The sequence below is a fragment of the Mycobacterium asiaticum genome (genome assembly GCF_001673365.1).
GTDB classification, from domain to species: domain Bacteria; phylum Actinomycetota; class Actinomycetes; order Mycobacteriales; family Mycobacteriaceae; genus Mycobacterium; species Mycobacterium asiaticum_A.
Window position 1 is genome coordinate 129,428 of the sequence record NZ_LZLS01000191.1, and the last position, 22,991, is coordinate 152,418.

Sequence of the window (22,991 nt, forward strand, 5' to 3'; positions counted from 1 at the left end):
CGCAACCATAGTGCCGCTTTAGCACCGACAAAATTATGGACTAGTGTCTAGAAAAATCGCAGCGTTGCGGGGATGGAGGACACTCATGGCGATTCGCGTCGCCCATGTGGGCACCGGAAATGTCGGTGGACTGGCCCTCGCTCAACTCATCGCGAACCCTCAATTCGAACTGACCGGGGTGTGTGTCTCGACACCGGAAAAGCTGGGCCGCGACGCCGGCGAACTGTGCGGGGTCGGGCTGGACCACCGAATCGAAACCGGCATCAAAGCCGTCGACGACCTCGATGCCGTGTTGGCTACCAAGCCGGACTGCGTCGTCTACTGCGCAATGGGGGACACCCGACTGCCCGATGCGATGGCCGACGTGATGCGCATCCTGGCTGCCGGCAGCAATGTCGTCGGGTCGTCGCCCGGACTGTTGCAATATCCGTGGGGCGTGATGCCGGACAAATATATCGACCGAGTGGAAAAGGCCGCGCAGCAAGGTAATTCAAGCATCTTCATCACCGGTGTTGATCCCGGATTCATCAACGACTTGCTGCCGTTCGCATTGTCTGGCACCTGCCAGCGAATCGAGCAGGTGCGGTGCATGGAGATTCACGACTACTCCAGCTATGACGGCCAAGAGGTCATGTACTACATGGGTTTTGCTCGTCCGCTGGACGAGGTGCCGATGCTGTTGCAGCCCGGCGTACTCAGCATCGCCTGGGGCACGGCGATCCGTCAGCTGGCGGCCGGCCTGGGTATTGAGGTCGACGAGATCACCGAGTCCTACCAGCGTGAGCCGGCACCCGAGGACTTCGACATCGCCGTGGGCCACGTGGCCAAAGGCACTCTGGCGGTGCTGCAATTCGAGATCCGCGGCATGGTCAACGGACACCCGGCGATCGTCATCGAACACATCACCCGGCTGCGGCCCGATCTGCGACCCGACCTGCCCCAGCCCGCCGCGGGCGACGGCTCCTACCGCATCGAGATCACCGGCGAGCCGTCCTACGCGGTCGACATCATCCCGCAGAGCCGAAAAGGCGACCACAACCACGCGGCCATCGCCGGCGCGGCCGGTCGGATTGTGAACTCCATTCCCGCCGTCGTCGCCGCGCCACCAGGCATCCGGTCCACGCTGGATCTGCCCCTAATCGCCGGAAAAGGGCTCTTTACGCCAACGGTTGCCAGCTAAACGGAAAGGAGCCCTCAGTGGGCCGAGTACAAGGCAAAGTCGCACTCATCAGTGGCGGCGCCCGAGGAATGGGTGCCGAGGACGCACGATTGCTGGTCGCCGAAGGCGCCAAGGTGGTGGTCGGTGACATCCGCGACGACGAGGGCCGGGCGCTGGTCTCTGAGCTTGGTGACGCCGCGCGCTACGTCCACCTCGACGTTACCCAGGCCGATCAGTGGGAAGCCGCCGTCGCCGCCGCCACCGGAGAATTCGGAAAGCTCGACGTGCTGGTCAACAACGCCGGCATCGTCGCGGCCGGACCCTTGCGTGAATTTCGAATGGACAAGTGGCAGAAGGTGATTGACGTCAACTTGACTGGCACTTTCCTGGGTATGCGAGCGGCCGTCGACCCGATGACCGAGGCCGGCGGCGGCTCCATCATCAACGTGTCGTCGATCGAGGGGATCCGCGGTGCGCCGATGGTGCACCCCTATGTTGCGTCCAAGTGGGCGGTTCGCGGCATCACGAAGTCGGCGGCTCTGGAACTCGCGCCGTTGAACATTCGGGTGAACTCGCTGCACCCCGGATTCATCCGTACCCCGATGACCGCCCACCTGCCCGAGGACATGGTCACCATTCCGTTGGGCCGGCCCGCCGAGGCGCGCGAGGTCGCGACCTTCGTCGTATTCCTCGCCAGCGACGACGCGTCCTACGCCACGGGGAGCGAGTTCATCATGGACGGCGGCCTGGTGACCGACGTGCCGCACAAGGACTTCAGCGCTGGATGATGCTCGCGAGCCTGACCGACGTGGTGGGGGCGAGCCACGTCGTCACTGATGCCGACGTATTGGCGGCTCGCAGCATCGACCACACCGGCCGGTACCGCGGCCGGGCCAGCGCGCTGGTACGCCCGGGTTCGGCGGACGAGGTCGCCGAGGTGCTGCGGATATGCCGGGATGGCGGGGCGTATGTCACCGTGCAGGGCGGTCGCACATCGTTGGTGGCCGGCACCGTTCCGGAGCACGACGACGTGTTGTTGTCCACCGAAAGACTTACTGCCATAAGCGATGTCGACACCGTCGAACATCGGCTACTGGCCGGTGCCGGTGCGACGTTGGCAGCGGTCCAGGCCGCCGCGGCGGCAGCCGGTTTGGTGTTCGGGGTGGATCTGTCCGCTCGTGACAGCGCGACCGTCGGCGGCATGGCCTCGACGAATGCCGGCGGTCTGCGCACGGTCCGCTACGGCAATATGGGTGAGCAGATCGTGGGTCTGGACGTGGCGCTGCCCGACGGTTCGGTGCTGCACCGGCACAGCCGGGTGCGCCGCGACAACACCGGCTACGACATGTCATCGCTATTCGTCGGTGCCGAAGGCACACTCGGCGTCATCACCGCGCTGGACCTGCGGGTGCACCCGACTCCGTCGCACCGGACCACGGCGGTGTGCGGCTTCGACGACCTTGAGGCGTTGGTCGAGGCGGGCCGGATATTCGCCGAAGTGGACGGCATCGCCGCGCTGGAATTGATCGACGGTCGCGCCGCGGCGTTGACCCGCGAGCATGTGGGAGTCGGCGCACCGGTCCCGGGTAATTGGCTGCTGCTGGTCGAATTGGCCGCCGACCACGATCAGACCGATCGGCTGGCTGCGCTACTTGACGGCGTTAGCCCGGAACCGGCGGTTGGGTTGGATGTGGCTGCGCAACAACGGTTGTGGCGCGTACGCGAGTCGTTGGCCGAGGTGCTGGGAGTGTACGGGCCGCCGCTGAAGTTCGACGTGTCGTTGCCATTGTCGGCGGTCAGCGGTTTCGCGCGGGACGCGGTCGCGCTGGTTTATCGGCAGGTGCCCGAGGCGTTGCCGGTGCTGTTCGGCCACATCGGCGAGGGCAATCTGCACCTGAACGTGCTGCGCTTTCCGGTCGAGCGCGAGGCAGCGCTGTACGCCGAAATGATGGAGCTGATCGCCGGATGCGGCGGCAACGTCAGCTCCGAACACGGTGTTGGTACTCGCAAACGGCCCTATCTCGGGATGTCGCGCGAGGCCGTTGATATCGCCGCGATGCGGACGGTCAAGGCGGCATTGGACCCGACGGGCTACCTCAACGCAGCGGTGCTGTTTGACTGATCAAACGGTGGCGACCCGTCCCCGCGAGCGGGAGGTGCCCCCAGCGCCCGGCTACGCCGCGCTTGCGATCGCCACGTATTAAACGGTGGCGACCCGCAGCGCCCGGCTACGCCGCGCTTGCGATCGCCACTAGTCAGTTCCCTTGATGCCGACCGCATGTCGCAGCTGCGCCAGGAACTGGTCGGCATCATCACTACGCACCACGTAATGCGAGATCGCGATCCGAATCACCGTCGCCGCTTTGACCGCCGCATTGGGGCCGGGAAGCAGCCGCTGCAGACCGGCGCGCATCTCCGGGATGACGCCCGACATCTGCGCGATGACATGTTCGGGTTCGATGTCGACCATCCGCACACCGGAGTACGAGTACTGATAGTCGACGATGAAACGCAAAGCGGCATCGAGTCTTTCACCACCCTTGAGTCCGGCGGTCGCCTTGCCCAAGCCGATCTCGAAGATCTCGCGTTCGTATCGCGAAAACGCCGACATCAGTTCCTCTTTGGAGGCGAACCAGCGGTAAAGCGTCGGACGCGACACCCCGGCCTGCGCGGCGACCTCGGACAGGCTGAGTTTGGTCTTGCCGCTGCGCGCCAACACCTCCGAGGTTGCGGCGAGGATGCGCTGGCGAGTCGAGGTGTCGTTGTCGAAGCTTTCGGTCGCCGGCTGGCTCATGAATCCCCCTCCGGGGCTCGTGGTGGTCGTGGCCGCACCAGCACCGACTGCTGGATGGCGCCGACCGCGCTCTGCTCGTCGAACAGCGTGCCGATTGTGGTGCCGATACCGTCGGGCCCGTAGCTGGTTTCGGCACGAATGCCGATCCAATCGCCTTGTGGTATCCGAAACACGTGCACGGCCAGGTCGGTGTTGAGGAAGGTGTACTTGCTGATGTCCAGCTTGCTGCCGATACCGTTGGCGCAGTCGGCCACCGCGAACAACCGCTCCAGCGGTGTCATGGTTTCCCCGGCAACCAAATCGGCGATCGGTTTGATCCAGGATTCGCCCGGACCGGGGGTCAGCGGTTCGGTCAGCCAGAGCCACTCCAGGCTGTGCACGTAGTTGCGGTCCCATGTTCTCGCCTTGATGGCGCGTTCGTGCGCCTCGGCCCGCGGCCCGGGCAGCGGCGTCGGCGCGTGCGCTACCGACTGGGTGTCGAGTTGCAGCAACCGCCAGCCGCTAGCCCGCGCGACCGGCCGCGGTGCGCCGTCAGGCCCCGGCGCCAGCACCTCGGCGCTCACCAGCTCGATCTGTTTGCCGCCGCGTTCCAGCCGCGAGCGCACCCACAGGTCACCGTCGGCGGGGACCGGCCCCAACAAATCGATGACCACCCGGCTCAGTCGGGTGTCATCGCGCTGCTCGCATCGCTCCAGGGCGCGGGTCAGCAGTGCCGACACCGGGCCGCCGTGCTGGATGGCCGCCGACCAGGTGCCACGGGCCAGGTCGGTAGCCCTGACCTTCTCACCCACTGGGTCGTCGGCATCGATCACCTCGTAGTACGAGTCAGACATCAACTAAACCTCTTCGCTCAGGGCAGCCCGGCGGCCGGAACGTCGACCCGGACCGCGTCCAGCGTGGAGAGCCGGGTACCGACCAGGCGTTTGGGATAAGCATCGGTGCTCGACAGCAGAAACAGCGTGCGCCGCTCCGGGCCACCCAGCGCGCATGCGATGGCGACCCGCTCGCCCATGTCGATCCGTTCGGTCACCTCTCCGCCCTCGACGATCCGCTCAAACTGATGTGCCAGCGTCATCGCCGCCCATACGCCTGATTCCGCGTCCAACGCGATGCCGTCCGGCGGTCCGTCGAGATTGTCGGCGAACACGCGCCGGCCGCTCAGGTCCCCATCGGACATTGACCCGTCGCCGATGGTGAACGCCGTGAGTCGGCGGCCTACTGATTCGGCGACGATGAGGGTGCCGTGGTCCGGCGTGATCACCATCCCGTTGGGAAAGTCGAGGTCGCCCGCTACGACGGTGGCGCTGTTGTCGGGATCGAGGCGGATGATGACGCCTCCCTGAAACGATTGCGATCCGATGTAGGCGCGCCCGTAATCGTCGACGACCATGTCGCCGAGGTTGTCCGGCGCGAGCTCGGATAGGTCCGCGATCGGCTCGACGGTGTCGCCGTCGTAGCGCAGAACCAGGCGCTTCTCGGCGGAAACGATCAGCAATGAACCGTCGGGTCGGAAACCGAGGCCCGAGGGCGAATGCCCGGGGACTTCCAGCGTGGTCAGCGACCCGCGCATGTCGGAGGTGTGCACGGCTTCGCCCAGCATGTCGGAAAACCACAGCAAGCCCTCGAACCAGCGCGGACTCTCGCCGAAGCAAAAGCCGTGGGCCAGCCGTGTCGGCGCCATCGTGCCTTTACAAATCACTGCAAAAGTGTCATGCACCGCGGGTGTCGCTGTCAACGCGGGCCTAGCTTTACAAATACCGTGCAAAGTGTCACGCTGAGCCCTGAGCTGCCGATATGAAGGGTGAGCGCGTTGACGACGGAATCTGAACAGGTCCAGTGGTCGGTCGAAAGCCTGCTGGAGCTTTTCGAGGTGCGGCCCGAGGGGCCCGATCGGTACACCGCCGAGACGGGGTTGCCCGGACAGGACGGCCGGCAGGTTGTCGAAGGCACCCAAGTGGTGGCCCAGGCGATTGTGGCCGTTGCGAATAGATTCCAAGGTAAGTCCGTGCGGTCGGCGCACGCCGTGTTCGCCCGTGCTGTCACGGTGGGTCCGCCGATCGAACTGGTCCTCGATGTCGTCAACGAAGGAAGGTCGACGGCCACTGCGATTGTTTCTGCGTTGCAGAACGGCAAGCGCTGCGTGATCGTGACGGTGCTGACCGATGTCCCGACCGGCGATGTGATCCGCCACCACCTGACCCGTCCGGATGTCGCGGCACCCGCCGAGGCCAACGTTTCGCAGATGCCGATGGCCGGCCGGGAGTTGCGTCTGGTTGACGTCGTCGACGTGAACAGCCCGGACGAAGTCGGTCCCCCCGAGTTGTACGCGTGGCTGCATTACGACCCCATTCCCGAGCGCGACGACCTGGCGAAGGCGCTGATCGCGTATTTCACCGGGCACCTTGGTATTTCGACGACGATGCGCGCGCATCCCGGCATCGGCACCAGCCAGGCACACCTGACCGTGTCCACCGCGCCGATGTCGATCTTCGTATCCTTCCACGAACCGGTGAGCTGGGACGGTTGGCTGCTCTACAGCCATGAAAGCACCCAGGTCGGGTCCGGCATGTCCTACGTCCGCGGCGCCGTGCACACCGAGGACGGTGAGTTGCTGTGCTCGTTCGCGCAGGAGGCGCTGATCCGGCCGCTGCGTACCACTGACACATCGATAGACGCCGCGGCACGGTTCTAAAACCCATGCGCTTCACCATCACCCACCCGATGCACAGCCATCCGTACAACCCGGAACTGGCGAGTGGAGCCGGTATCGCGATGGTGGCTGCGGCCGCCGAAAAGGCCGGATTTCTCGGGTTCGGGTTCACCGACCACCCCGCGCCGTCGCAGCGCTGGCTGGAAGCCGGTGGCCACGATGCGCTAGATCCCTTTGTCGCCCTGGGGTTTGCGGCGGCCCGGACCACGACTTTGCGGCTGATCCCGAACATCGTGGTGTTGCCCTATCGAAACCCGTTCGTGGTGGCCAAATCCGGGGCCACGTTGGATCTGCTCTCTGATGGGCGGTTCACCCTCGCAGTGGGAGTCGGCTACCTGCGGCGCGAGTTCGCCGCGCTGGGCGTCGACTACGACGAGCGTGCCGAACTGTTCGAGGAAGCGCTGCAGGTGATTCGGGCCATCTGGACTTCCGACGACATCTCGTTCGAAGGAAAGCATTTCACCGCGAAAGGGATTACCGCCCATCCCAGACCGGTGTCCAGCCCGCACCCGCCGATCTGGATCGGCGGCAACACCACGACGGCCCGCCAGCGAGTCGCCCAATACGGTGACGGCTGGTGCCCGTTTCCCGCGCCCGCGGGGCTGGCACGCACCGCAGGCACCGCGGTGATCGATTCTCTGGATGGCCTGACCGCCGGCATCGACGACCTACGGCGACGATGCGACGCGGCCGGCAGGGATTGGTCCACAGTCGATATCACGTTCACGAATTTCGAAGGTGGCAGCCCCGCGACCGACGATTTCAACGCTGACGCCTACCTCGACGGTTTGGAAAAGCTGTCCGCACTTGGTGTTACGTGGGTATCGGCGCATCTACCCGGTGACAGCTTGGCGCACGCACTGGAGACGATGGATCGGTTCGGTTCTGCTGTGATTGATGCGATCTGATGGACTTCTCCCGGGTCGCGTTGTCCGAAGCGGACCAAGCGTTTCACGACGACATACGCGCGTTCGTTGCCGAGCACGTCACGGACGAAGTGCGTTGGCGCAACCGCGAATTCGGCGAGAATTTTGACGAGCAGGTGCATTTGGCTCTGGGCGAAGCGGGATATCTTGCGGCGGACTGGAAGTCCGAATCCGAAGGCGGGTTCACTGCCGTCCGTCGCCGGATCTTCAATCTCGAAATCGCTCGCGCCCATACGCCTTGGTATCACTGGGGCACCACATCGGTCGTCGCGCACATTCTGCAACAGTTCGCCACGCCGGAACTCGCGGACCTGGTGTTGCCCGGCGTGCTATCCGGTCACATCCGCCTGTGCCTGGGCTATACCGAGCCCGAAGGCGGTTCCGACGTCGCCACCTGCAAGACCCGGGCGGTGCGCGACGCGGACAGCTGGGTCATCAACGGCTCCAAGATGTTTACCTCTAATGCGCAGAACGCCAAGTACGTCTTCCTGCTCACCAACACCGATCCATCTGGGCCGAAACACAAGAACCTGACCATGTTCCTGGTACCGCTCGATTCGCCGGGCATCGAGATCCAGCCCATCCGCACCCTGGACGGTGACCGCACCAACATCGTCTTCTATAGCGATGTGCGGGTAGATGACCTATACCGGATCGGTGAGGTGAACGGCGGCTGGACGGTGATGCGCTCGGCGCTGGACTCCGAGCATGGGCTGACTGAACGCGACGCCGAAGGCTTGCAGGATGTCGCGGCAATGGCAGGCCACGGGATGCTGATGGCCGAAGCTTTCGACCTGGCGGCGGCTCTGGTGGCCGACGCGGACGAGTCGGTGGCGTACCGGTTGGGCCGCGGTGTCGCGCGAATGGAGGCCGCGCTGTCCACGCCAGGGATGTTCGGACGCGTCGGAATCGGACAGACGATGCGTGACCTGTCAGTGGAACTGCTCGACCTGTTGGGACCGGCCGGCGCGCTGCCGACCGATACCGCGGGATCTGCCGACGACGGTGCGGCCGAGTACCTCTTCCGATTGGCGCTGGCCATGGGAATCTACGGCGGCAGCCTAGAGGTTTTCCGCAACATGATCGCCCAGCACGAGCTGCGCCTGGGGCGTCCCAACTACGGTAGCTCCGCGACAAGCTCCGTCTGAGCGGCGTCGAAGCTCAAATACCTTTTGATGGGGGCCGATTCCGGTAGCGGGTCGTCATAGCTCCAGGCGACGTCTTGGACTGTTGTGCCGTCTAGTACCACCGCCCAATACGTCGCGTATCCCTTGTAGTTGCAGTAGCTCGATGTTTCGGTACGTCTGAGCAGATCGGTGCGCACATGCTTGGGGTCGACGTAAAGCCGTGGTGCTAAAGCTGTTTCGAACAGTATGACGGTGTCATCTGTGTCCACGAGCGGGATGTCGTTGACCGACACGCGTAGCCGCCGCTTGGTCGGGCGGCAGTCGACGCGGTGATACGGATTCGGCGGGTAGTGCACGAGCCTTCGGCCTTCCTCGTACCACTCGTCGACGGCATCCCACGGCACGCGCAGGTAGCCGGGTGCTTCCGGCTCGGATTCGGTTGGCAGGTCGGCGATTACGTCGGTGGGGAACACGTAACTGAGCGGTTGGTTTCGCCGGTGCACCAACAGCGCGCACTCGGTGTCGATCACGGTGCGCCCGTTCCGGACGGCCTGAATACGGCGCGGATGCGGTTCGATGTAGACGACGCCGTCGGGAATGTGTGGTGCGAAGCGTCCGGCGGGATCGCCGCTGAGTGGGCCGCGGCCCGCTACCAGGCTCATGGTGACGAGTGTAGGCATCGCTGTTGGGCGCGTCGGGACGAGTCAACGGTCCCGATCCGGCGCAGCAGAGCGGCTGATTAGTGTGCCACTTATGGCAGGACCGGTAGAGGGGATCAAAGTCGTCGAACTCGGGGTCTGGGTGGCGGGGCCCGCAGCGGCGGCCATCCTGGCCGACTGGGGGGCCGACGTAATCAAGATCGAGCCACCAACCGGTGATCCGGGCCGAATGTTCGGCCGCATGCTGGGCTGTGACCTCGGCGTGAATGCGCCGTTCGAAATGGACAACCGCTCCAAGCGCAGCATCGTGCTGGATTTGACCACCGAGACCGGGTGCAGCACCGCGCTCGAATTGCTCGGCGAGGCCGACGTTTTCGTCACCAACGTGCGCCCGGGCGCATTACGGCGCCTGGGCCTGGACTACGAAAGCGTGTCGGCGCTCAACCCACGGCTGGTCTACGGTCTGATCACCGGATACGGCGAAACCGGGCCGGAGGCCGACCGCGCCGCATATGACGTCGCGGCGTTCTGGTCCCGTGGCGGCATCGCCCAACTATTGACTCGCCCGGGCGAAACCCCACCATTTCAGCGTGGCGGCATGGGCGACCATTCGGCAGGGATGACGCTGGCCGGAGCGGTGTGCGCGGCGCTGTTGGCCCGCGAGCGCAACGGCGCAGGCCAATTGGTCAGCACGTCGCTGTATCGCCAGGGCGCCTACACGGTGAGCTTCGATCTCAACACCTACCTGCTCACCGGCCAACCGATTGCGATCGGGCAACGCGAGACCATGGGCAACCCGTGTATGAACAACTACGCCGCCGGCGACGGTCGTCGATTCTGGATCGTCGGACTAGAGGTCAACCGGCATTGGCCGGCGCTGTGCCGGGTCGTCGGTCGGCCCGATTGGCTGTCGGATCCGCGCTACGCCGATGCCCGCGCGCGTGCGGCCAACGCAGTGGAACTCATCGCGACGCTGGACGGAATCTTCGCTACCAGATCGCTGGACGAATGGGCGGAACTGTTCGCCGCCGAACCGGATTTCTTCTGGTCACCGATCAATTCGCTGGAGGACATCGTCGCTGACGAGCAATTTCACGCCGCGGGCGGAATCGTGGACGTTCCGGACGGCGAATCGATTGTGCCGATGGTCGCCACCCCGGCCGATTTTCACGGGACGCCCTGGTCAGCGCGTTCCGCGGCACCGGAACTGGGCCAGCACACCGACGAGATTCTCGCCGAACTCGCGGCTCGGCGCGCCCCCTGACCTTCCGGCGAACCTTTACAAATTTAATCGAAAGTGTCACGCTGTCCCCCAGCCCATTTGGTAAGAGGAACGGATTGATGGTCACTCCAACGTTCGATATCAGCGGCCACTCGGGGCGAGGTGCGGCACGGCGGACTCGCTCGGACGACCAGTTACTGCGGCACCGCCTGGACGTCATCGCCGCCGACACGGCCGATGCTGTACAGACCGCCGGCGGCTGGTTGTTCGACCGGGTGATGGCGGGTTGGCAGGTCAACGTGCTCTTGCCGCCGCACTGCGACCACCGGCCGTTGCGTATCCTCGGCGCCCACGTCGGGGATCTCGCTTCGGATTTGGAGGATCTGGACCTTGACGGACCGCTGAGCCAGGGACTGGCGGTCAGTGCCCAGGCGCTGACCGCCGATGACCGCGTTCGAGAATTGGTCCACGCGGCCCTCGGCAACCGGTTGACCGAAGTGGCGCTGTGGGGCGACGCTCGACCGCTCGGTGTTGACCGGAGGCTGACCAGGACCGAGTACCAGCTTGGCGCTGCGGCGCGGGCATTCAAGGCACAAGCACTGCGCGCAGCTGAAATTCCCTGCTCCGCAGTTAGTCTCGTGGAAACGTTGTACACCGACGCGGCGTGGCTGGACTAGCCGCAAGCCATGAAGAAGTACTACCGGCACACCCTGCTTTACCTGCATGAGACGATCGAGCTGGGTTCGGGTCGGAGCGACCGCTTCGCCGAGGTCTTCGTCGACACCTATCAGCCGATGATGGAAGAGCTTGGCGCGCGGTTGTTTTCGATCTGGGAGACCACCGCGTTCAACGGTCACTGGCCGCAGGTGACGATCATCTGGGAGATCGACGCGTTCGCTGACTACGCCAAGATCGGAGCCGCGCAAGCTCGCGGCGGCAGCCACGAAGCGGCGGCCGGAAAGTGGTCGGCGTTCCTGTCCGACATCGGCGCCTCGGGGGAGGGGCGCATCATGTACCCGGGGCCGAGCAATAGGAATCTGGCGCAGCTGCGTGACGCCAATTTCGATGCGTCGGTGGTGATCCAAGAGATCATGCAGACCAAGCCGGGCCGGCAGGACGACTACATCCGCGAGTTAGAACGGCTTTACGTGCCGTGGTCGGAGAGCACCGGCAAACTCTGGCTCGGATCGTTTACCACGACCTTCCGCTTCAACGAGGTCATCCACTACTGGGCGCTCGAAGGGGGTTGGGAGTGCTTCGCCAACCACTACCCGTCCTGGAAGGACAGCCCCCCAGCGGAAATCGTCACCTGGATGAGCGTGGCACCCGCCCTGCGCGACGGCTGGGAGGACTCCATCCTGCAGGCGCTACCGCCATCCCCACTGCGGTGAGCTTTTCCTACGATCCCTTCGATGCGAAGGTGATGGCCGATCCGCTGCCGTACTACCGCACCCTGCGCGACGAGTATCCGGTGTACTACCTGCCCCAGTGGGACACCTTCGCATTGTCACGTTTCGACGACATCTGGCGGGTACTGGAAGTCAACGACGGCACCTTCGTCGCATCGGAAGGCACCCTTCCGCCGGCATCGGTTCTGGCTCAACACAATTCCGGTCCTGTCGCCGACCCACCCTTGCATCCGTTGCCGTTCCACGCGGTCTTCGACGCGGACCTCTACGGTGAGATCCGCCGCGCTCACTCCCAGCCGTTTCGGCCACGCTCGGTCAGCGCGCTCGAAACCAGAATCCGCGAGCTGGCCAACGAACGTCTTGATTTGCTGTTGGGGCAGGGCACCTTTGATCTGACCAGCGAATACGGCGGCATCGTTGCGGCGTCGATGGTGTGCGATCTGCTGGGCATCTCAACCGATCTCGCCCCGCAGGTGCTCGCCGCGGTCAATGCCGGCAGCCTGGCCGAACCGGGCGAAGGCGTGGACACATCCGAATCCCGCCCAAACTATCTGCAGTTCTTGACGCCGGTGGTCGAGCGCCACCGGGCCGGCACCGGCAGCGCGCTGCCCATCGTGGATGGTTTGTTGGCCTATCACCTGCCCGACGGCAGCGCACTGACCGACATCGAGGTCGCCACCCAGATGCTGTGCGTCTTCATCGGTGGCACCGAAACCGTGCCGAAGATCGTCGCGCACGGCCTGTGGGAACTGAGTCGGCGGCCGGACCAGATGGCTGCTGTGACAGCCGATCTCGCAAACAATGTACCGATCGTCCGCGAGGAGATTCTGCGCTACTGCGCGCCGGCGCAGTGGTTCGCCCGAACCGCGCGCAAGCCCTTCACCATTCATGGCCAGCAAATCGAGCCGGGTCAACGTGTCATCACCCTGCTCGCCTCGGCCAACCGGGACGAGCGCGAATACCCGAACCCCGACGAGTTCATCTGGGACCGACCGATCAGACGGTCCCTGGTGTTCGGCCGCGGTCAGCACTTCTGCCTCGGCTACCACTTGGCACGGCTGGAAGTCGCTGTCCTGCTGCAGGAATGGCTGCGCAGAGTCCCCGACTTCGCGATCCGCAGCGACGATGCGACCCGGTTGCCGTCAAGCTTCCAATGGGGCTGGAACAAGATCCCGGTGGAGGTCTGACGTGTGGTCCTACCGGATCATCGCCCCCTATCTCTTCGAGCGCACCGACATCGAGGATAAGACCCCGCAGTGCCTCGCGGATCGTCATGTGCTGCTGCGGTTTCTGGCCGCCGGTGTCTGCGGCAGCGACCTGCCCGCCTTCCGCGGTGCCAAAGGCAGGCTGCCCGGCGACGACGGCCGCAGCGCCGCGGAAAAGGACGGCTTCCCGATTCACGAAGTCGCTGGCGAAGTCATCGCCAGCCGCCACCCCGACCACCAGCCCGGCGACCTCGTCGTCGGCTGGGCTTCGGCATTCGACGGCATGATGGAACTCGTCGTCACCCACGGCGACGGGCTGGCACCGTATGACCCCGCGCTCACGCCGACACAGGCCGTCGGTCTGCAACCGCTGGCCTGTGTGCTCTATGCCTGCGAGCAGTTGCCGGATCTGACCGGCCGTCACGTCGCGATCATCGGACAGGGATCGATCGGGCTGCTATTCGCCTACGTCGCCAAAGCTGCCGGTGCGCGCCGGGTAACCGGAGTCGACCCCGTTGATCGGGCAGCCCTGTCGAAGACTTTCGGCGTCGACGACGCGGTGCGGGCCACCAGCGACCGATGGGTGAGTCAACTCGCTCCCACCGACCGCGCCGATGTGGTTATCGAGGCGGTCGGCCACCAGGTGGCCACCCTCGGCCACGCCATCGATGCCACGGCGCCGGGCGGTACGGTCTTCTACTTCGGCGTGGCCGACGACGAGGCTTACCCGATCAACATGCGCGTCATGCTGCGCAACAACCTGACGTTGAAATCTGGCGTGACACTTGACCGTCGGCGCGTCCTGGAACAGGCAGCCAAGTTTGCCGCCGAACGGCCCGGTCTACTCGAGACTTATCTCACCCACACCTTCGCCGTCGACGAGGTGCAGGCGGCGTTCGAACTGGCCTGCCGGCCGGTGCCCGACCGAGTAAAGATTGCGGTCGCCCGATGAGTGTCTTCCGGACTTTGCCGGCGCCGCTTTGGGGCGGCTGGGTCACCGGACCGACCATGATCGGTCCTGAGGAGTTCGCGGCCACCGGCTACGACTACGTCGGATTCGATGCTCAGCACGGATATCTCGACGACGCCGACATCGCGAGGCTATTGCGGCGCCTCGAGCACGTTCCTATCGCGACCGCCGTTCGGCTGCCGAATTCCGACCCGGCACCCATCGGACGCGTGCTCGACGCGGGAGCCGACGCCGTCATCGTCGCCATGATCGAGTCCGCCGACCAAGCGGCCGCCGCCGTCGCCGCGACCCGCTACCCACCCGCGGGTGTTCGCAGCTTCGGACCACTGCGGGCGAGTCTCGGACATGATCCCGCCGCACTGGAAGCCCGGGCGAGCGTGTTCGCGATGATCGAGACGGCCGCGGCGCTGGCTGACATCGAAACCATCTGCGCGGTGCCGGGATTGACCGGCGTCTACGTCGGACCGGCGGACCTAGCTATCTCGATGGGCGTCGACGTCGTCGGTGACACCCGCAACGAGCGGGTCCTCGATGCCATCGGACGAATCCACCGCGCGGCCAGCGCGGCCGGGCTGGTCAGCGGAATCCACGCCAGCAACGGCAGCACAGGTAAAGCCATGGCGCAGCTCGGATTCCAGATGATCACCCTGGCCTCGGCGTCGCATGCGCTGCGCCGGGGTGCTGCCGAGCACTTGCGTGAGGCGACCTCAGAATGAGTGATTCAGCCGCCATTCGGGACACACTCGCCGCGTATGCGCTCGCGCTCGACGCCAACGATATCGAGGGGTGTCTGACACTATTCGCTGACGATGCCGAATTCGAGGTTTACGGAACCGTTTTCACCGGCCGTGACGGTATCGGTGAAATGTTCCGAGCAGCGCCCAACGGCTTGCACCTGACCGGCGCCTCGCGGGTCGACGTCGGCCAGGACAACACCGCGTCGGCACGCTCGCAGGTTCTGTTCGTCCAATGCCGATACGCAGCCCTTACGCACCAAATGCGATTGGCGCTCTACGATGACGATCTGGTATGCCGCGACGGCACCTGGTTGTTTCGTCGCCGGCGATGCCGGTTCATTACCGGCACGGGACTTAGCGACAGACCGGAGGAGATGTCACCATGACACGGGTCGCGCTGGTCACCGGAGCCGCCGGTGGACAAGGTTGGGCGATCGTCAATCGACTTCGGGCCAACGGGTATTCGGTAGCTGCCTGCGATATTAGAGGCGACGAACTGGGCGCGGCGGTCGCTGAATCCGGCGACGACGAGGTAGTGGGAATATCGCTGGACGTCGCCGACGCGACGCAATGGGAGGCAGCGGTAACCGCCACCGTGGACCGGTTTGGGGACTTGACCGCCCTGGTCAACAATGCCGGGCTGCTGCACCGCGCACCGTTGGTCGATGAGACCATCGAAGACTTCGAAAACTCCTGGCGCGTCAACTGTTTGGGGGCGTTCCTGGGGATGCGCGCCGCCTTGCCGCACCTGCAACAGGCCGAGAACGCGGCGATTGTCAACATCTGCAGCACCGGGGCGATCCGCCCGTTTCCGCAGCACTGCGCCTACGGATCGGCGAAGTGGGCCCTGCGCGGTCTGACGCAAACTGCCGCAGCCGAACTCGGGTCCGCGGGCATCCGGGTAAACGCGGTATTTCCCGGCCCGATCGCTACTGCGATGCTCGATGAGGACACCCAGCAGCGACTGGCCGCGGTCGCGATGTTCGGTCGGTTGGGCCGGCCCGCCGAAATTGCCGATGCGGTGGCGTTTCTGGTGTCGGAGGAGGCTTCGTTCATCACCGGATCCGAACTCGTCGTCGACGGTGGGCAATGCCTGCAAATCCGCTGAGCGCGGGCGGTGAGAGGCTCGATCCCGAACTGCGTGCTGTCGCGGTAAATCGAACGGTCTTTACGGCCGAGGCGATCCCGCTGATCCGGGAGTCGATGAATCAGCGTCGCGCCGCAATGCGCGCGGACATCGCCGGGGTGAGCATCGAGCACGGGGTCGCCGATACCGTTCCGGTGCGCATCTACCGAGGCGGCGCTGCGCCGGCGCCTGCCGTGATCTACTGCCACGCCGGTGGTTTCGCGTTGGGCAACCTGGACACCGACCACCGTCAATGTTTGGAGCTCGCGCGTCGCGGAAGATGTTGCGTGGTGTCGGTCGACTATCGGCTGGCACCCGAGCACCCCTTCCCCGCGGCACTTGAGGACGCGGCCACCGTCCTAAAGTGGGTCGTCGACAATGCAATCCGACTCGAGATCGATCCCGGCCGCATTGCGGTCGCGGGCAGCAGCGCAGGTGCCGCGCTCGCTGCCGGCCTGGCCCACCGGGCCGCCGACGGCGAACTGCCCGCAGTGGCTTTTCAATTGCTGCACCAACCGGTACTCGATGATCGTCCTACCGCGTCCAAAGCCGAGTTTCGTGCCACGCCGGCCTTCGACGGTGAGGGCGCCGAACACATGTGGCGTCACTACCTGGGCGGCCAATTGCCCACACCGCAATCCGTGCCCAGCCGGCGAGCCCAATTGGCCGGTCTACCGGCAACATTGATCACGTGTGCGGAAGTCGATCCGTTCCGGGACGAGGCGGTGGAGTACGCGCTCGCCCTGCTGTCGGCCGGCGTCTCCACCGAGCTGCACGTCTTCCCCGGTGCGTGCCATGGATTTGATTCCCTGCTGCCGGAATGGAAAACATCGCAGCGGCTCTTCGCCTTGCAGGGTGAAGCGCTGACGAAGGCCTTCAAAACGTGATGAGCTGACGCACCGCGGTGCCGTCGGCGAGATGGTCCATCGCCTCGTTGATGTCGTCCAACCGGATCGTCGACGACACCAGCGACTCCACCGGCAGGCGGCCGGACTGCCAGAGGGAGACGAACCGCGGAATGTCGCGGCTGGGCACCGCCGAACCCAGGTAGCTTCCGATCAGGGCGCGGCCCTCGGCGACGAAACCTAACGGCGACAGGCTGATTCGGGCGTCAGGACCAGGCAGCCCGACGGTGATGGTGCGTCCGCCGGGTGCGGTCAGCCCGATTGCGGATTCCAGGGCGTTGGGATGACCTACCGCCTCGACCACGATGTCGGCCTTGACACCCTCGGCCTGCTCCGGAGTGTAGGTCTCGTGCGCCCCCAAAGCGCTTGCGGCGGCGATCTTTTCGGGTACCCGATCAATGCCAAGCACACGGACGTCGGGGAAGGTGAGCGCGGTGAGTATTGCCGCCATGCCGACGCCTCCGAGTCCGACGACGGCGACCGACTGGCCCGGCCGGGGGTTGCCCACGTTGAGCACCGCGCCTCCGCCGGTGAGCACCGCGCAGCCGAGCAGTGCCGCCACATCGGGTGGCACCTCGGATGGCACCGGAACCGCGCTGGCCCGGTTGACCACCGCATGCGTGGCGAAACCCGAGACACCCAGGTGGTGACGCACCGGTTGGCCGTCGCGGCCAAGCCTGATCCCACCGCCGAGTAGCGTCCCGGCGTTATTGGCCACGCTGCCCGGCTCACAAGGGGTCAGGCCCTGCGTGGCGCAGGCCCGGCAGTGCCCGCAGCGCGGCAGAAACACCAGCACCACCCGCTGGCCGACGGACAAATCGTCGACCCCGGCACCCAACTCCTCGACGATTCCCGCCGCTTCATGACCGAGCAGCATCGGCACTGGACGCACCCGGTTGCCGTCCACAACCGACAGATCGGAGTGGCATACCCCGGCGGCTTCGATACGCACCGCCACCTCGCCGGGGCCCGGAGGATCCAGGTCGACGTCGACGACGCTGATCGGACGGGATTCGGTGTAGGGGCGGGGCGCACCGATGCGCTCCAACACCGCTCCCCGAATGTGAATCATGTTGGAATACAACCATGACGTCCATCCCGGATGCGCAGAAGCTGACCAGCGCCGATTTCCCGGTTCGGTGGCCGGTGCTGACCCGATGGGCCGACAACGACATGTTCGGCCACCTCAACAACGCGGTCTACTACCAACTGTTCGATACCGCGATCAACGGCTGGATCGCGACCCGCGCCGGGGTCGATCCGTTGACGATTCCCGAGCTGGGCATCGTGGCCGAGTCGGGCTGCCGCTACTTCGCCGAACTGGCGTTCCCCGAAAGCCTTGCGGTGGGGCTGGCCGTGACTCGTCTCGGCCGCAGCAGCGTCACCTATCGACTCGGAATATTCAAAGCCGAACAGCAAGGTGACCAGCCGCAGCCGATCGCCGCACTGGGGCACTGGGTGCACGTTTACGTCGACCGAGCCAGTCGCAGACCGGTCCCGATTCCCGACGCCATCCGCGCGCTGCTGGCCACGGCCTGTGTGAATTAACCGCTTGGATTAGATACGGGACGCCGCACGTATGCTTCGCCAATGCCAGTTATGAGCAAGACGGTGGAGGTCAGCGCCGATGCCGGCGCGATCATGGGCATCGTCTCCGATATCGAGCGGTACCCGGAGTGGAATGAAGGCATTCAGGGCGCCTGGGTGCTGGCCCGCTACGACGACGGCCGCGCGAGCCAGGTGCGTCTGGACACCAATGTCAATGGCTTTCAAGGCGTCTACATCCACGCGGTGTACTACCCGGGCGAGAACCAGATTCAGACCGTGATGCAGCAGGGCGACCTGTTCACCAAGCAGGAGCAGCTGTTCAGCGTGGTGGCCACGGGTCCCAGCAGCTTGCTCACGGTGGACATCGATGTCGAACCCAGCTTTCCGGTTCCTCCGCCCATGGTGAAGATGATGCTGAACAACGTGCTCGAGCAACTCGCGTCCAACGTCAAAGCGCGCGCCGAGCAACTCGCTGGCTAGTTGTAGCCGCTCTCGTCACGCTGGGGTGACACTCGACGCGCGGCGTCGCGCTGGCGTGACGCTCGGCGTAAGTGGAACGAGTCCGCTAACCCGAAGAGCTGAAGATCCCGGTCTTAGCCAAGGTGTCGGTGAGTCGCTGGGCGGCGTCGGTGAACTGCCAGTCGGTTTGTTCGACGACGGCGACGGCGTCGCGGGTGCGCAACGCGGCAATCAAGCTGCGGTGGTTGTCTACCGCGGACTCGCCCCACTGCGGGTCAGCGGCGAACAGCTGCGCCGGCATGTAGCGGGCCGCGTTGAGCAGGAACCACGCCAGTTTGATCCGTCCGCTGGCTTGGTTGAAGACGCGATGGAACGAGAACTCCAGCGACGCGATCGCCTCGGCGTCGACGGCTCCGTCACCGGGGGCAAGTGCGGCCGCCAGCAGGTCGTTAATGCGTTCCAGCTCGGCGATCTCCAGCTCGGTGATGCGTTCGGTGGCGGCGACCGCTAACTCTCGGGCGATGGTGGCCTGCAGCCAGAAGATGTCCTGGATGTCCTGCCGGGTCAGCGGCAGCACAACATGGCCGCGGTGCGGTTCCAGCTGCACCATGCCCTCGCCGCGTAGTTTCAACAGCGCTTCGCGCACCGGCGTGATGCTGACCCCGAGTTCGGCCGCGGTCTCATCGAGGCGGATGAACGTTCCCGGTCGCAGCGTCCCGGACATGATGGCGGTCCGGAGATGACCGGCAACCTCGTCGGAAAGCTGTGCCCGGCGCAGCGGCCGACGGCGTCGCGGCTTCGACGATGCTGCAGCCGATAACGGTGCGTTCACGTGGGCCTGCCAGGCCTTTCAGCGAATCATCGGGTCTTTGCTCAGGTCTTGTTAAGGACTTCCAGGGCCGTTAATGTGACCCAGACAACACATGTTTTATCAAATATCAGCCTGACGCAAGCGGTGCGGATGTGAACAGAGACATCGAAGGGATCTGAGGGGACCGAGTTGACCGTGCAACTGGCCGGCGACCTGAATCCAGCCTCGGGAAGTGCCCCAGCGCAAGTACCCGAGCAGCCTTACCTTGCTCGTCGACAGAACTGGGTCAACCAACTCGAGCGGCATTCGATGATGCAGCCGCAGGCCACGGCGCTGCGGTTCTTGGGACGCACCACCACGTGGGCTGATCTGCGAACTCGGGTCCAGGCGCTGGCCGGGGCGCTGAGTCGCCGCGGGGTCGGCCCCGGGGATCGCGTGATGATCCTGATGCTCAACCGGCCCGAGTTCGTCGAGGCCGTGTTGGCCGCAAACGCTCTCGGTGCGATCGCGGTCCCGCTGAATTTCCGGCTCACTCCGGCCGAAATCGCCTTCCTGGTCGACGACAGCGGCGCCCGCGTCGTGATCACCGAGGAGGTGTTGGCCCCGGTAGCGACTGGCGTTCGCAACATCGCGCCGTTGCTCGACACCGTAGTGGTGGCCGGCACCCCTTCGGCAGACGCCGCCGAAGACGCTGTCCTTTTCTATGAAGACCTTATGAATGAGGCGGCCGAACCGCCTGCCCCGGTCGACATCCCCAACGAAGCGCCGGCGCTGATCATGTACACATCCGGCACCACCGGAAGGCCCAAGGGGGCGGTGCTCACCCACGCCAACCTGACCGGCCAGACGATGACCATGCTCTACAGCACCGGGGTCGACCTCAACAACGACGTCGGTTTCATCGGCGTCCCGCTGTTCCATATCGCCGGCATCGGGAACATGCTCACCGGGATGTTGCTCGGCGTACCGACGGTGATCTATCCGCTCGGCGCATTCGAGCCGGGACAGTTGCTCGACGTGCTGGAAGCCGAGAAGGTCACCGGCATATTTCTGGTGCCCGCCCAGTGGCAGGCGGTGTGCGCGGAGCAGTTGGCAAAGCCGCGCGACCTGCGGTTGCGGGCGATGTCATGGGGTGCGGCCCCGGCGCCAGATGTGTTGCTGCGCAGCATGTCCGAGATATTCCCCGGTGCCCAGATATTGGCGGCGTTCGGCCAGACGGAGATGTCCCCGGTCACCTGCATGCTGCTCGGCGACGACGCCATCCGCAAACGTGGATCGGTCGGGCGGGTGATCCCGACGGTCGCCGCGCGCGTGGTCGACGACGAGATGAACGACGTCCCGGTTGGCGAAGTCGGCGAAATCGTCTACCGCGCACCGACTTTGATGAGCGGCTACTGGAACAACCCGGAGGCGACCGCGGAAGCATTCACCGGGGGATGGTTCCACTCCGGGGACCTGGTCCGGATGGACGCCGACGGCTATGTCTGGGTAGTCGACCGTAAGAAGGACATGATCATCTCCGGCGGCGAGAACATCTACTGCGCCGAGGTGGAGAACGTCCTGGCGGGTCACCCCCGCATTATCGAAGCGGCTGTCATCGCCCGGTCGGACGATAAATGGGGTGAGGTACCGATCGCGGTAGCCGCTGTAACGGATGGGCCCCTCGCGATCGAAGAGCTAGATGAGTACCTGACCGAGCGGCTCGCGCGGTACAAGCACCCGAAGGCGCTCGAGATCGTGGAGACCTTGCCCCGCAACCCCGCCGGGAAGGTGCTCAAGACTGAACTGCGTTTGCGGTACGGAGCGGCTACAGTCCGTCAAAGTGATTCAGGTTGAACGTAATTCAGATTGGACAAGAAAGGATGAGCAGGGTCGAGATGTTTGCTGGGTGCTGACGCAATGTTAATTGTTGAGTTGCTATACACACGTGACCGACCATCGGGTACATTCCTGTGGTCTCCGTTACTACCTGCGGGTAGGGAGCCGTTGGTCACACACATAGGGTCGGGCAAGGAGGAGGCATGCCACACCGTCCGCCGCGACGCTGCGACAGAGGTGGCCCTGCCGTGAGGGGGAGATCGTGACGACATCGTCGCGCCCACACCTGGTGGGTTACGTCCGCGATCAACTCGAGACACCGCTGACGATGATCGGCGGGTTCTTCCGGATGTGCGTGCTGACCGGGCGCGCCCTGTTCCGTCGGCCTTTCCAGTGGCGGGAACTGATCCTGCAGTGCTGGTTCATCATGCGGGTGGCCCTGCTGCCGACGATCATGGTCTCCATCCCCCTGACCGTGCTGCTGATCTTTACGCTCAACGTGCTGCTCGCTCAGTTCGGTGCCGCGGACCTGTCCGGGGCCGGCGCGGCGATCGGCGCAGTCACCCAGCTCGGACCGTTGACCACCGTGCTGGTGGTTGCCGGCGCCGGCTCCACCGCTATCTGTGCTGACCTCGGCGCCCGCACCATCCGCGAAGAGATCGACGCCATGGAAGTGCTCGGGATCGACCCGATCCACCGACTGGTGGTGCCCCGGGTGATCGCCGCGACCGTCATCGCCACACTGCTCAACGCCTTGGTGATCACCGTGGGTCTGGTCGGTGGCTACCTGTTCGGCGTGTACCTGCAGAACGTCTCCGGCGGCGCCTATCTCGCCACCCTCACGACCATCACCGGATTGCCCGAGGTGATCATCGCCATGATCAAGGCGGCGACGTTCGGACTGATCGCCGGCCTGGTCGGCTGCTATCGCGGGCTAACCGTCCGCGGTGGGTCCAAGGGCCTGGGAACCGCGGTGAACGAGACCGTGGTGCTGTGTGTGGTTGCTCTGTATGCGGTCAACGTCATCTTGACCACGATCGGTGTGCGATTCGGGACGGGGCACTGACATGTCGACATCAGCGGTAGTTCGGTCCCGGTTTCCGCGGGCGGTCGCCAACGTCAACCGCTACGTCGGCAGCGTCGGTCGCGGACTGGACGAATCGGGGCAGCTGGCCTGGTTCATCCTGACCAGCCTCGGACAGATCCCGCACGCGATTCACTACTACCGCAAGGAGACCTTGCGGTTGATCGCTCAGATCGGTATGGGCACCGGCGCCATGGCGGTCGTCGGTGGCACCGCTGCGATCGTCGGCTTCGTGACTTTGTCCGGTAGCTCCCTGGTCGCTATCCAGGGTTTCGCATCGCTGGGCAACATCGGCGTCGAGGCGTTCACCGGGTTCTTCTCG

General features: G+C 65.0%; 25 protein-coding genes and 1 pseudogene. 20 read left to right on the top strand and 6 right to left on the bottom strand.

Translation table 11 applies throughout. The annotated features are described in order from the left end of the window. Nucleotides 1–85 precede the first annotated feature (85 nt). The 3 genes from A5634_RS21935 to A5634_RS21945 are packed head-to-tail and all read left to right on the top strand — an operon-like array spanning nucleotide 86 to nucleotide 3,281. A complete protein-coding gene (locus tag A5634_RS21935) occupies nucleotides 86–1,180 on the top strand; it encodes an NAD(P)H-dependent amine dehydrogenase family protein (protein WP_065146120.1) in 1,095 nt (364 codons plus the stop codon). A 17-nt stretch (nucleotides 1,181–1,197) separates the two neighbouring features. Continuing rightward, on the top strand, nucleotides 1,198–1,947 hold the full coding sequence (locus A5634_RS21940) for a glucose 1-dehydrogenase (protein WP_065146121.1): 750 nt from the start codon (nucleotides 1,198–1,200) through the stop codon (nucleotides 1,945–1,947). Further along, nucleotides 1,947–3,281, top strand: coding sequence for an FAD-binding oxidoreductase (locus tag A5634_RS21945; protein ID WP_065146156.1), 1,335 nt, complete (start codon nucleotides 1,947–1,949; stop codon nucleotides 3,279–3,281). The genes A5634_RS21940 and A5634_RS21945 overlap by 1 nt, the downstream gene beginning before the upstream one ends. A 129-nt stretch (nucleotides 3,282–3,410) precedes the next feature. On the opposite strand, the gene A5634_RS21950 is transcribed toward A5634_RS21945, so the two are convergent. Genes A5634_RS21950 through A5634_RS21960 form a run of 3 tightly spaced genes read right to left on the bottom strand, consistent with a single transcriptional unit; the run spans nucleotide 3,411 to nucleotide 5,634 of the window. Further along, nucleotides 3,411–3,953 carry a TetR/AcrR family transcriptional regulator gene (locus A5634_RS21950; protein WP_065146122.1) on the bottom strand — a complete coding sequence of 181 codons (543 nt, stop codon included), beginning with the start codon at nucleotides 3,951–3,953 and terminating at the stop codon, nucleotides 3,411–3,413. Continuing rightward, nucleotides 3,950–4,786 carry a thioesterase family protein gene (locus tag A5634_RS21955; RefSeq protein ID WP_065146123.1) on the bottom strand — a complete coding sequence of 279 codons (837 nt, stop codon included), beginning with the start codon at nucleotides 4,784–4,786 and terminating at the stop codon, nucleotides 3,950–3,952. The genes A5634_RS21950 and A5634_RS21955 overlap by 4 nt, the downstream gene beginning before the upstream one ends. Before the next feature lie 17 nt (nucleotides 4,787–4,803). Further along, nucleotides 4,804–5,634 carry an SMP-30/gluconolactonase/LRE family protein gene (locus A5634_RS21960; protein ID WP_065146124.1) on the bottom strand — a complete coding sequence of 277 codons (831 nt, stop codon included), beginning with the start codon at nucleotides 5,632–5,634 and terminating at the stop codon, nucleotides 4,804–4,806. Nucleotides 5,635–5,754: 120 nt separating this feature from the next. Here A5634_RS21960 and A5634_RS21965 point away from each other — a divergent pair, with 120 nt between their 5' ends. Genes A5634_RS21965 through A5634_RS21975 form a run of 3 tightly spaced genes read left to right on the top strand, consistent with a single transcriptional unit; the run spans nucleotide 5,755 to nucleotide 8,737 of the window. Beyond that, complete coding sequence (locus A5634_RS21965) at nucleotides 5,755–6,645, top strand: acyl-CoA thioesterase (RefSeq protein ID WP_081290579.1); 891 nt, start codon at nucleotides 5,755–5,757, stop codon at nucleotides 6,643–6,645. Between the two features lie 5 nt (nucleotides 6,646–6,650). Further along, entirely contained in the window at nucleotides 6,651–7,571 is a 921-nt protein-coding gene (locus A5634_RS21970) for an LLM class F420-dependent oxidoreductase (RefSeq protein WP_065146125.1), read from the top strand. Then, on the top strand, nucleotides 7,571–8,737 hold the full coding sequence (locus A5634_RS21975; RefSeq protein ID WP_065146126.1) for an acyl-CoA dehydrogenase family protein: 1,167 nt from the start codon (nucleotides 7,571–7,573) through the stop codon (nucleotides 8,735–8,737). Before A5634_RS21970 ends, A5634_RS21975 begins: the two co-directional genes overlap by 1 nt. Here the strand turns inward: A5634_RS21975 and A5634_RS21980 are convergent. Beyond that, on the bottom strand, nucleotides 8,707–9,378 hold the full coding sequence (locus A5634_RS21980; RefSeq protein ID WP_065146158.1) for a DUF427 domain-containing protein: 672 nt from the start codon (nucleotides 9,376–9,378) through the stop codon (nucleotides 8,707–8,709). The two genes, A5634_RS21975 and A5634_RS21980, sit on opposite strands and share 31 nt — an antisense overlap. 91 nt (nucleotides 9,379–9,469) lie before the next feature. Here A5634_RS21980 and A5634_RS21985 point away from each other — a divergent pair, with 91 nt between their 5' ends. From A5634_RS21985 to A5634_RS22025, 9 genes are all read left to right on the top strand, one after another. After that, the gene (locus A5634_RS21985) at nucleotides 9,470–10,639 is read left to right on the top strand and encodes a CaiB/BaiF CoA transferase family protein (protein ID WP_065146127.1); all 1,170 of its coding nucleotides are present in this window, start codon (nucleotides 9,470–9,472) and stop codon (nucleotides 10,637–10,639) included. 77 nt (nucleotides 10,640–10,716) lie between these two features. After that, entirely contained in the window at nucleotides 10,717–11,274 is a 558-nt protein-coding gene (locus A5634_RS21990; protein ID WP_065146128.1) for a hypothetical protein, read from the top strand. Between the two features lie 9 nt (nucleotides 11,275–11,283). Continuing rightward, entirely contained in the window at nucleotides 11,284–11,988 is a 705-nt protein-coding gene (locus A5634_RS21995; protein WP_065146129.1) for an NIPSNAP family protein, read from the top strand. Continuing rightward, nucleotides 11,985–13,193, top strand: coding sequence for a cytochrome P450 (locus tag A5634_RS22000; protein ID WP_065146130.1), 1,209 nt, complete (start codon nucleotides 11,985–11,987; stop codon nucleotides 13,191–13,193). Before A5634_RS21995 ends, A5634_RS22000 begins: the two co-directional genes overlap by 4 nt. Before the next feature lies 1 nt (nucleotide 13,194). Beyond that, on the top strand, nucleotides 13,195–14,163 hold the full coding sequence (locus tag A5634_RS22005; RefSeq protein WP_065146131.1) for a zinc-binding dehydrogenase: 969 nt from the start codon (nucleotides 13,195–13,197) through the stop codon (nucleotides 14,161–14,163). Then, nucleotides 14,160–14,897: an HpcH/HpaI aldolase family protein gene (locus A5634_RS22010; RefSeq protein ID WP_065146132.1), complete on the top strand. Its 738-nt coding sequence runs from the start codon at nucleotides 14,160–14,162 to the stop codon at nucleotides 14,895–14,897. Before A5634_RS22005 ends, A5634_RS22010 begins: the two co-directional genes overlap by 4 nt. Next, a complete protein-coding gene (locus A5634_RS22015; RefSeq protein WP_065146133.1) occupies nucleotides 14,894–15,304 on the top strand; it encodes a nuclear transport factor 2 family protein in 411 nt (136 codons plus the stop codon). Before A5634_RS22010 ends, A5634_RS22015 begins: the two co-directional genes overlap by 4 nt. Beyond that, on the top strand, nucleotides 15,301–16,026 hold the full coding sequence (locus A5634_RS22020) for an SDR family NAD(P)-dependent oxidoreductase (RefSeq protein WP_065146134.1): 726 nt from the start codon (nucleotides 15,301–15,303) through the stop codon (nucleotides 16,024–16,026). The genes A5634_RS22015 and A5634_RS22020 overlap by 4 nt, the downstream gene beginning before the upstream one ends. Then, nucleotides 16,008–16,931 carry an alpha/beta hydrolase gene (locus A5634_RS22025; RefSeq protein WP_065146135.1) on the top strand — a complete coding sequence of 308 codons (924 nt, stop codon included), beginning with the start codon at nucleotides 16,008–16,010 and terminating at the stop codon, nucleotides 16,929–16,931. Before A5634_RS22020 ends, A5634_RS22025 begins: the two co-directional genes overlap by 19 nt. Here the strand turns inward: A5634_RS22025 and A5634_RS22030 are convergent. Next, complete coding sequence (locus A5634_RS22030; protein WP_065146159.1) at nucleotides 16,921–18,021, bottom strand: alcohol dehydrogenase catalytic domain-containing protein; 1,101 nt, start codon at nucleotides 18,019–18,021, stop codon at nucleotides 16,921–16,923. The two genes, A5634_RS22025 and A5634_RS22030, sit on opposite strands and share 11 nt — an antisense overlap. A 14-nt stretch (nucleotides 18,022–18,035) precedes the next feature. Here A5634_RS22030 and A5634_RS22035 point away from each other — a divergent pair, with 14 nt between their 5' ends. Both A5634_RS22035 and A5634_RS22040 read left to right on the top strand, forming a co-directional pair. After that, nucleotides 18,036–18,497: an acyl-CoA thioesterase gene (locus A5634_RS22035; protein WP_065146136.1), complete on the top strand. Its 462-nt coding sequence runs from the start codon at nucleotides 18,036–18,038 to the stop codon at nucleotides 18,495–18,497. Nucleotides 18,498–18,539: 42 nt separating this feature from the next. After that, the gene (locus A5634_RS22040) at nucleotides 18,540–18,977 is read left to right on the top strand and encodes an SRPBCC family protein (protein WP_065146137.1); all 438 of its coding nucleotides are present in this window, start codon (nucleotides 18,540–18,542) and stop codon (nucleotides 18,975–18,977) included. A gap of 85 nt (nucleotides 18,978–19,062) precedes the next feature. Here A5634_RS22040 and A5634_RS22045 read toward each other — a convergent pair whose 3' ends face one another. After that, nucleotides 19,063–19,788, bottom strand: coding sequence for a GntR family transcriptional regulator (locus A5634_RS22045; RefSeq protein ID WP_065146138.1), 726 nt, complete (start codon nucleotides 19,786–19,788; stop codon nucleotides 19,063–19,065). Nucleotides 19,789–19,956: 168 nt separating this feature from the next. Here A5634_RS22045 and fadD5 point away from each other — a divergent pair, with 168 nt between their 5' ends. The 3 genes and pseudogenes from fadD5 to A5634_RS22060 all read left to right on the top strand — a co-directional run. Continuing rightward, nucleotides 19,957–21,603, top strand: a complete 1,647-nt coding sequence (gene fadD5, locus A5634_RS22050) for a fatty-acid--CoA ligase FadD5 (RefSeq protein ID WP_437340002.1) — start codon at nucleotides 19,957–19,959, stop codon at nucleotides 21,601–21,603. 310 nt (nucleotides 21,604–21,913) lie between these two features. After that, nucleotides 21,914–22,651, top strand: coding sequence for an MlaE family ABC transporter permease (locus A5634_RS22055; RefSeq protein WP_437340004.1), 738 nt, complete (start codon nucleotides 21,914–21,916; stop codon nucleotides 22,649–22,651). A gap of 1 nt (nucleotide 22,652) precedes the next feature. Further along, nucleotides 22,653–22,991, top strand: a pseudogene (locus A5634_RS22060) (ABC transporter permease); the annotation flags it as partial.